7 protein-coding genes are annotated in these 8027 nt (G+C 43.8%); 1 reads left to right on the top strand and 6 read right to left on the bottom strand.

The features are described 5' to 3' along the window. Positions 1-65 precede the first annotated feature (65 nt). Positions 66-254 (top strand): hypothetical protein, encoded by a 189-nt coding sequence (locus tag ACED42_RS09585; RefSeq protein WP_371702351.1) that lies wholly within the window; start codon positions 66-68, stop codon positions 252-254. A gap of 100 nt (positions 255-354) precedes the next feature. Here the strand turns inward: ACED42_RS09585 and ACED42_RS09580 are convergent, their stop codons facing one another. From ACED42_RS09580 to ACED42_RS09555, 6 genes are all read right to left on the bottom strand, one after another. Continuing rightward, entirely contained in the window at positions 355-1809 is a 1455-nt protein-coding gene (locus tag ACED42_RS09580; protein WP_371702349.1) for an alanine/glycine:cation symporter family protein, read from the bottom strand. A gap of 645 nt (positions 1810-2454) precedes the next feature. After that, positions 2455-3609, bottom strand: coding sequence for an ABC transporter permease (locus ACED42_RS09575; protein WP_371702317.1), 1155 nt, complete (start codon positions 3607-3609; stop codon positions 2455-2457). Continuing rightward, positions 3606-4868 carry an ABC transporter permease gene (locus tag ACED42_RS09570; protein WP_371702315.1) on the bottom strand — a complete coding sequence of 421 codons (1263 nt, stop codon included), beginning with the start codon at positions 4866-4868 and terminating at the stop codon, positions 3606-3608. Before ACED42_RS09570 ends, ACED42_RS09575 begins: the two co-directional genes overlap by 4 nt. Positions 4869-4875: 7 nt before the next feature. After that, the gene (locus ACED42_RS09565) at positions 4876-5850 is read right to left on the bottom strand and encodes an HlyD family secretion protein (RefSeq protein ID WP_371702313.1); all 975 of its coding nucleotides are present in this window, start codon (positions 5848-5850) and stop codon (positions 4876-4878) included. Positions 5851-5853: 3 nt separating this feature from the next. After that, the gene (locus ACED42_RS09560; RefSeq protein WP_371702311.1) at positions 5854-7308 is read right to left on the bottom strand and encodes a TolC family protein; all 1455 of its coding nucleotides are present in this window, start codon (positions 7306-7308) and stop codon (positions 5854-5856) included. A gap of 213 nt (positions 7309-7521) precedes the next feature. After that, complete coding sequence (locus ACED42_RS09555) at positions 7522-7749, bottom strand: hypothetical protein (protein WP_009846577.1); 228 nt, start codon at positions 7747-7749, stop codon at positions 7522-7524. Between the last annotated feature and the right edge of the window lie 278 nt (positions 7750-8027).

The raw sequence follows: 8027 nt of genomic DNA, 5'->3' as shown, positions 1-8027 counted from the left end.
GACAAAGGACAAAGGACAAAGGACAAAGGACAAAGGACAAAGGACAAAGGACAAAGGACAAAGCGATGCCTGAATATCTGTGCGAGACTTGTACCGTAGCTTATTGCTTTGATGATTGTAATTCGGCATTGGCGCAACGAGAAATGATTGAAGTAGAAGAAGTCTTGGATCGTAAACAAGTAAGCCAAGGTCCTGAACGGCGGCTTAAACAAGAAAATTCAGACATAAAAAATCCCTACAAGCACAGCCTGTAGGGATTTTGTACGTTGCAATACTGTTCTCGCTTTCTAAAGCAAAGGGTCTTACAAAAATTTTTAGAACAGTGTTATTCGACAATAAATTATTGACGAGTCACTATTTTTCGTAAGTTTTGATTTCGCCAGATTTAACGCGAGCAACAAATGATTGCAGTTCTTTCTTCACAACAGGCATTAGGAAGTACAGGCCAAGAATGTTGAAGATAGACATCGCAAAGATAGCTGCGTCAGAGAAGTCGATTACCGCGCCAAACTGAATCGTCGCACCGATAACAACAAACACACAAAACATCACTTTAAAAATCAGTTCCGTTGTTTTGCCTTCACCAAATAGGTAAGTCCACGCTTTAAGACCGTAGTACGACCAAGAGATCATGGTAGAAAACGCGAACATGATTACCGCTAGAGCGAGTGTGTATTTGAACACTTCTGCCGTTTCAGTAAACGATGCAGCAGTCAGCGTTACACCCGTTAAGCCAGAACCATCGAATGGACCTGTATTTAGACCAGCGATAGTGATAACCAAGGCTGTCATTGTACAAATGATGACAGTGTCAACGAACGGTTCTAATAGTGATACTAGACCTTCAGTGATTGGCTCTTTTGTTTTAACCGCTGAGTGAGCGATAGCTGCTGAACCTACACCGGCTTCGTTTGAGAACGTTGCACGTTTTAGACCTTGGATTAAGGCACCAATGAATCCACCAACCACACCTTCGCCAGTAAACGCACCTGTAAAGATTGCACTGAACGCAGGACCCACTTGATCAAGATTAGAACCGATAACAATCAGAGCCATACCGATATACAGAGCAGCCATCCAAGGAACAACTTTTTCCGTTACCGATGCGATAGAAGGCATACCACCAACAATCACAGAGAAAACTAAAGCGGCGAGTACAAGGCCTGTGATGACACCGTATTCACTTGGTACATCGAATGCGTAAGTTAACATGGCATGTGCTTGGTTAGCTTGGAACATGTTACCGCCACCCAATGCGCCTAAAATACACATTAATGCAAAACCAATAGCAAGGGCTTTACCTAGTCCACCCAACCCTCTTTCACCAAGACCTTGGCTTAGGTAGTACATTGGACCACCGGAAACGACACCTGAAGGTAGGATAGTTCGATATTTCACACCTAAGGTACACTCACAGAACTTAGACGCCATACCCAGAAGACCACACAAGATCATCCAGAATGTTGCACCAGGACCACCAATTGCGAGTGCAGCACCCACACCGGCAATATTACCAAGCCCAACAGTTCCAGAAAGCGCGGTTGTTAACGCTTGAAAGTGAGAAACTTCCCCTTCGTGTTTGGAGTTAGGGTCTGTGTACTTACCTTTAATAATGTCTATGGCCATCCCGACACGTTTAAATTGAACAAAGCCAAAGTAAACAGTAAAGATGATCGCAGCGAGCAGTAACCAGCCAACAATAATTGGGAAGTTTGCTTCACCTACCGGTACGCTTTTAAATATCAGTCCAACGAACCAACCTGTATATTCGTTGAAAAAACCATCAACACTTTGACTTAAGTTACTGATAGATTGATTAAATCATCCTTCTTCTGCAAATGCACTGGAACTAAACAATAATATAAACCCAAAAAATAATTCACGTATGTTTTTCATGGTTTTCCCTGTCTTTTTATTAAATTATGTTTGTTGCTGTTGTGTTTTTTCTATTTGATTTTTTACATTTCAGCGACTTATTTATTGCAATTCGACGGCAACATAAACGGCTGTAGCTAGGTCGAAAAATGAAATAAATATGAGTACTGATCTTGCTTTATATGGATATCCTTTTGGTATGTGCACCAATTAGACTATGGCATTCGGCCTGCCAAGTCCTACTGATAATCCTATACACAAAAATAATACCATCAAAGATTTTTTTACAATAAATTTACAATTGTTCGGGTTTTGTCATTGTTTGGGAATAAGCAGGCATTTTTTAGGTTGGAAAAGGCATATGCAGCAGCTGTTATAGCATGAACTAAGGTGAATGATAGTGGAGGTGCATAGGGAAGTCGGCGAGTTTTAATGTTCAATATGTTTTGGGGAGGTGTTTAAACAATTGATAGTTGAAGATGTAATCAAGCTAAAAGACATTAAAAAAGCCCTTTATCAGAGCTTTGTTAATGGTTTCAATGAGCGTGAGGTTTAGTGCCTGACGAATAGAGACTAGAGTTAAACAGAGCCAATGATACGTTTACTCGATTTGTGGTAAAGCTTAAGTGCGAGTAACGAGCCCCATAGAGCGACTTGTATCCATAGCAATGTCCATTGAGACGCTACCTCTTGCCAAGATGCCCCCATCTGATTGAGCGCTAAAAAACCTTGGATAGCGGGTGTGCTTGGGAATAACTGTGACAGCAGTACTAACCATTCAGGCATCATTTCAACAGGCCAGATAAAACCTGAAGAGAAGATCAGCGGCATTGAACTGATTAACACCACAACCGTGACTAACTCTCTTCTTGGCACTAGCTCACCAATAAAAATCCCGATCAAACAACTAGCCAATAAGAAGGGTAGCAGTAAGGTCAAAATGTTTGTTATGGAACCAAGTAGGTTAATGCCATACATCGAAAAGCTAGCGCCGAAGTAGTACATCGACAACAAGTAATATATGCCGACTAAGGTACAGCAGCGAGCAAGTATCAGTTTCGCTGGAGAGGTCTTACTCCAATAGCCAAACGTCGATTGAGCGTTTTGGGTCGCGCCAACTAAACCAGAAGCCATGGCTAAGGTTTGTTGCAAGATCAACACAAAGACGGCTGGAACCACGTAATCAATGTAGCCCATGCGACTATTGAAGGTTGGTTTTAGGTTCAAGCTGAATGCACTGTAGCCTTTGGCTGCGGATTCTAACGGCACACCTTCAACTAACAAGTGACTGACTTTAACTTGTGCAGCTAACGTGCCGCCTGCCTTGGCAAGCCCTTCAACAATGGTTCCGTAGACTAAGAAGTAAGATGCATCACCGGCGTAAGAAAGCGTAGGGCTCTTACCTAGGAGCAAGTCTTTATAGAAGTTCTCTGGGATGACGAGGAACCCACCAATCTCTTGATTAAGAACAGCTTGTTTAGCATCGGCGATGGTGGAGTCGCGGCGTACCAAGTCAATTTGAGATGTGGCATCTACCATTCTTTCTAACTGGTAGCTGCTTTGGCTCTTATCCAAATTCACAACGGAAGCTTTAAGCTGTTGAGGAACTTGATTTGCGTAAGGCAGCGGATACAAGAATGAATAGAAGACCACACCACCAAATACCGTTAGAAGTACAACAGGGTTGCGAATTACCGCTAACAGTTCTTGTTTTAGCAGTTGAGTAAAGCTCATTGTTTTACTCCTTGTTCTGCTTCGTTTTTAGTTTTAGCTGAGAGTGATGCTTGCATTAGATGTTTCTTAATTAACAACATAACCACCAATGCAGGAACTGCATACCACAACATAGAAGAGAGGCTGATCAGCGACTGTGTTGCGCTCACGCCATAGCTAGATTGTGCCGTTTGTACTTCGATGTAATGACTCACGGGCAATAAGCTTCTCCAAATTTGAGCTGCCGTGTTCATGTCTGTCACCGGAAAGGTAATGCCCATGAATGCAAAGCTTGGCGCTGTAAAGGCGCCAGCGAAGCTCATCGCCCTTGCTGGATCAAGCGTTAAGAAGAAAAACAAACACCCCATGATGATACAACTGATGACGGTAAGCAGTTGGGCAATGGTTAATGCCAAAAAACTGCCGTTAAACGGCCAGTCTAAGAGGACATAGAACCAAAAGCTAAACGCGATACCAAACATCAAAAACAAGACAAGGTAGGGTGTTAATGTTGATGTTAGTGACTTCATCGGGGCGGTGGATAACCAAGCGTGAAGGCCACGAGCTCTAACGTTCGCCGTTAAAACCAATATCGTGCCCACCACAATCATGATCTGCCACAGTGCTGGAATAACCGCAGACACCAAGAACTGAGCATAGCTAGTGTTCTTGTTAAACAGTGGCGTAATCTGGCTTTGTACCGTTACCGCTTGCCCCAATGCCGATTGTACCGTGGTATCACCGTGCGAGAGCTGTTTAACCACTTCGAGTTGCGCGTTAAATGTCCCTTGAGCCTGCAACAGAGCCGAGTTCACCAGTTTGCCAATTAAGATAAATTGGCTGTTGTAGAAAACGGACACTTGCGGGTTCAAGCCTAGGAAAAGGTCTCGGTCAAAGTGTCTTGGTATCACGACATAACCATAGATATCGCGCTCAATCATCGCTTTCGCCGCTTCACTCGCCGAGCTGTATTTCTGAGTCACTTGTAGGGTAGGTGACGCATCAACAAGGCGCGTGAACTGTTGCGATATTTGGCTGTGCTCAAGGTCGACAACCGCAACCGGTAAGTCACGAGCGATCCCTTGCGAAAAAATCAGCCAAATACTGGCAGCAAGCAGTAAAGGGATCCAAGTTAGGCAAGACAACAACCATTTGTCTTTGCGGACAATCGCCCACTGCCTAAGCAATGTATTTTTCACTTGACGGTGCTCCGGTGATTGCGTGCCTCTAGATTGCGAGGCTGTAGATCGAGAGCTTATAGAGCGAAAGTTAGCAGACATACGTCACCTAAAGCTCAACCACTAGGCTCATGCCCATACGCAGTGTTTCGTTGGTATCGACAGGGTGCGCTTCTACTTGAAAAGTGCGTAAGTCGAAGCCTTGTGCTGCGTCTGTTGAACGCCAAGTCGCGAAATCACCCATTACGGCAATGTGAGTCACTTGGAAAGTTAATGATCTATCCAGAGCTGGAAGGTAAGCTTCAAATTGGCTGCCTTTCTCAAAATGTTTCAACATATCTTCACGTACATTGAGCACCGCCCATGCATCTTTAGTGTCAATCACGGTCACAACAGGGAAACCTTGAGGAGCTAACTCACCGCTACTTAATAGTACTTGAGCCACTTCACCACTAAACCAGCTGTGGATCTGTGTGTCTTTTGCGTAAGCTTCAACTTCCGCTACTGCGCCAGCTGCCATTAACGCTTTTTGAGCGGCTGCCACTTTGGTTTCGTCACGAGCACCTTCTTGTGCTAATTGATACATTTGGAACGCAGCGCTTTCAGTGTACTTCGCCGCTTGCCACTGTGTTTTGGCTTCATCACGTTTTTGCTCGGCAACCACGCCATCGTTATAAAGGTTGTTTACACGTTGGTAAGTTTTATCCATGAGATCGGCAGCTGCTTTGGCTTTCAACCATTGGTCTTTAGCGGCTTGGATTTGCTGAGTACGCGCGCCATTCTCTGCTTGTTTTGCTAATGCACCAGCGGCTTTTTGACCGGCTTTTGCTTGCTCTAATTTAGCGTCAATTTCTGGGCTAAGTAGGGAGAAGATCAATTCGCCTTTTTCAACCGAATCGCCTTTACGCACGAATATTTCATCAATTCTGCCGGGTACTTTCGATGAGATGCTGTATTGCTGCGCATCTATTTGACCTTGAAGCTTAACAGGCTGTGGTTGATAAGCTTGGTAGAAACTGTATCCGACCCAGCCAATAACGCCGATACCAACTAAAGATAGAAGAAGGGGCTTAATAGGTTTCATGAATTATCCTTTTGACTGGCTAGCGGTGTCTGCTTTTGAATCGAAGTCAGACGGGACAGAAGACGTTAAGTAACTTGAATAAGCATTCATTTCACTGGTGAGTGCTAACAGCTTATTAAGAGAAATTAGGTATTTGAATCGAGCAGCAGATTGCTGTGTTTTAATGCTTGCAAGATAAAGCTCAGCATCAACCACTTCTAACGAATTGGATAACCCTTGAGTGAAGGCTTTTTTACGAAGTGAAAGGTTTTCTTGAGCTAAAGACAGACTTGAGTTGAGGCCTTGAACTTCTTCAATTGCTTGGTTCGCTTCAAGATAGGTCTTTTGTACCAAAACGGTTAAGTCTTGCTTGGCTTGCGACTTAAGAAACTGGACTTGAGACACGGCGCTATGAGCGGCAGCGACTTTGTCGGAACGACCTGACGTGTCAAGTAGCGGTACATTCACACCAATACCGACTAACCAATCGGGTTTCATTTCACTGGCTAGCGAGTCATCTTCGTACAGGCTGTAATCACCGTAAAGGTAAACTTCTGGGTAGTATTTGCCTTTTTCAGCCTTGATCAAGCTACTCGCTTGTTTCTCTTTTGCTTCAAGGATTTTAAGGCCTGGGTAGGTCATGAGGGTTTGATCAACAAATACGTCCATATGAGGCAGGTTTTTGTTGATAAAGAGTTGTTCTGAAGGTTCGACACTTTGGCTCTGACCAAGGATCTGAGTCAGTGCTAATTGAGCAATTTTGAGGTCGTTCTGCGCTTTGGTTCGTTCAACAACGGCTTTATCCAAAGAAGCATCCGCCTGCAGACGTTCTACTCGAGCAATTTGTCCTTGCTGTTCAAGCTTGATGGCGAAATCACGATGCTGAGTTAAGCCAGCTTCAACGGCTTGACGTGTTCTCACGACGTCTTCCGCTAAGATCACCGAGAAGTAATATTTACTTAAGTCTTCGTAGCGAGCCTGTTTCTCCATCAGCAGTTGGCTTTGCGCTTCTTCGCTTTTACCTTCGGCAGCAGTTTGCGCAGCGGTAATTCGTCCGCCAGTAAAGATAGGCCAAATAGCACGGATGGAAGAGCTGAAGATGTCTTGTTCGGTGATGGTTGAGGTAACACCGCCAAGCCCACTTAATATAGGCTGTAGAATACCTCCAACTGCACCTAAATTTGGCACGCCGCTTAAGCTATTTTTGAACTGTTCACCATTAATCGTCACATCACTATCAAGGTGCGTGTAGTTAGACCCCAAGGTGATCGAAGGTAGATTAAGGCTGCTTGTTGAATTCTGAAGGTGTTGATAACGCTCAACGTTAGCTTGTTGAGCTGCAAGTGAGTTGTTGTTCTCTTGCAATATTTGCCACGCTTCAGAAAAAGTGAGCGGGGCAGAGAAAACTGGCGAAGCCAATGTGCCGAGAAGCATACTGGCGAGCGCAAGGTATCGGAATTTTGGTTTGGTCATCTGCATTAAATACCATTTAGAGTATTAACTCTAATGTTAACAGGGTGATAGTCATTTGTCTTGAGATGATTGTCTCACATGCTTAGAAACTCTCATAACTCGTTAAGTTAATGTAATAAAGTACGTGATGTGGGCAACAAAGATCACTGAAACGAAAAGAGCACGACAAAGCGTGCTCTTTAAGTTCAGTATAGAAGTGTTCTTACAAAATGAAGTGGCTTATTTAAAGCTAGGACAATGGTGATCGGCGCGCCACACCAATTGTCTTGAACCTTGCATTGTTTGTAATAAATCTCTACCTGACATTTGCGGGAACGCTAACAATACCTTGAGATCAAGAGGAGAGGTTCCGTCTTTCTCATAGGCTCTTACGTGAGTAAAAGTCGATTGTAAGTGTTTGAACAGCATAGTCTTAGTAAGACAAATTCCAAAGTTATCGCGTTTCATTGCCTGGTTTCCTTTTCAACAATGTTTATACGTTATGTTTTTTTATCCTGTTTCTATTGGACGTTGCCACTGATCGATACTTCCTGCTCATCAATGTTTTATTATTGGGCGCTGATTTATCAGTCACCTCTGAGTTGTCTACTGGCCTGTCGCGTAAATAGAGATGTATGAATGAGGTTAGGTAGGTAACCTGTTTGTTCAACAATCGTAACGACGAGCGTGCAACTTTTAGTTATAGATACGTCCAGTGAGCGAAGGCTTGTTGCTTTTTTGTTAAT

The sequence above is a fragment of the Vibrio sp. FF145 genome (assembly GCF_041439075.1).
GTDB classification, from domain to species: domain Bacteria; phylum Pseudomonadota; class Gammaproteobacteria; order Enterobacterales; family Vibrionaceae; genus Vibrio; species Vibrio tasmaniensis_A.
Note: the sequence above shows the minus strand (reverse complement) of the source record. Positions and strands in the feature narration are given on the sequence as shown.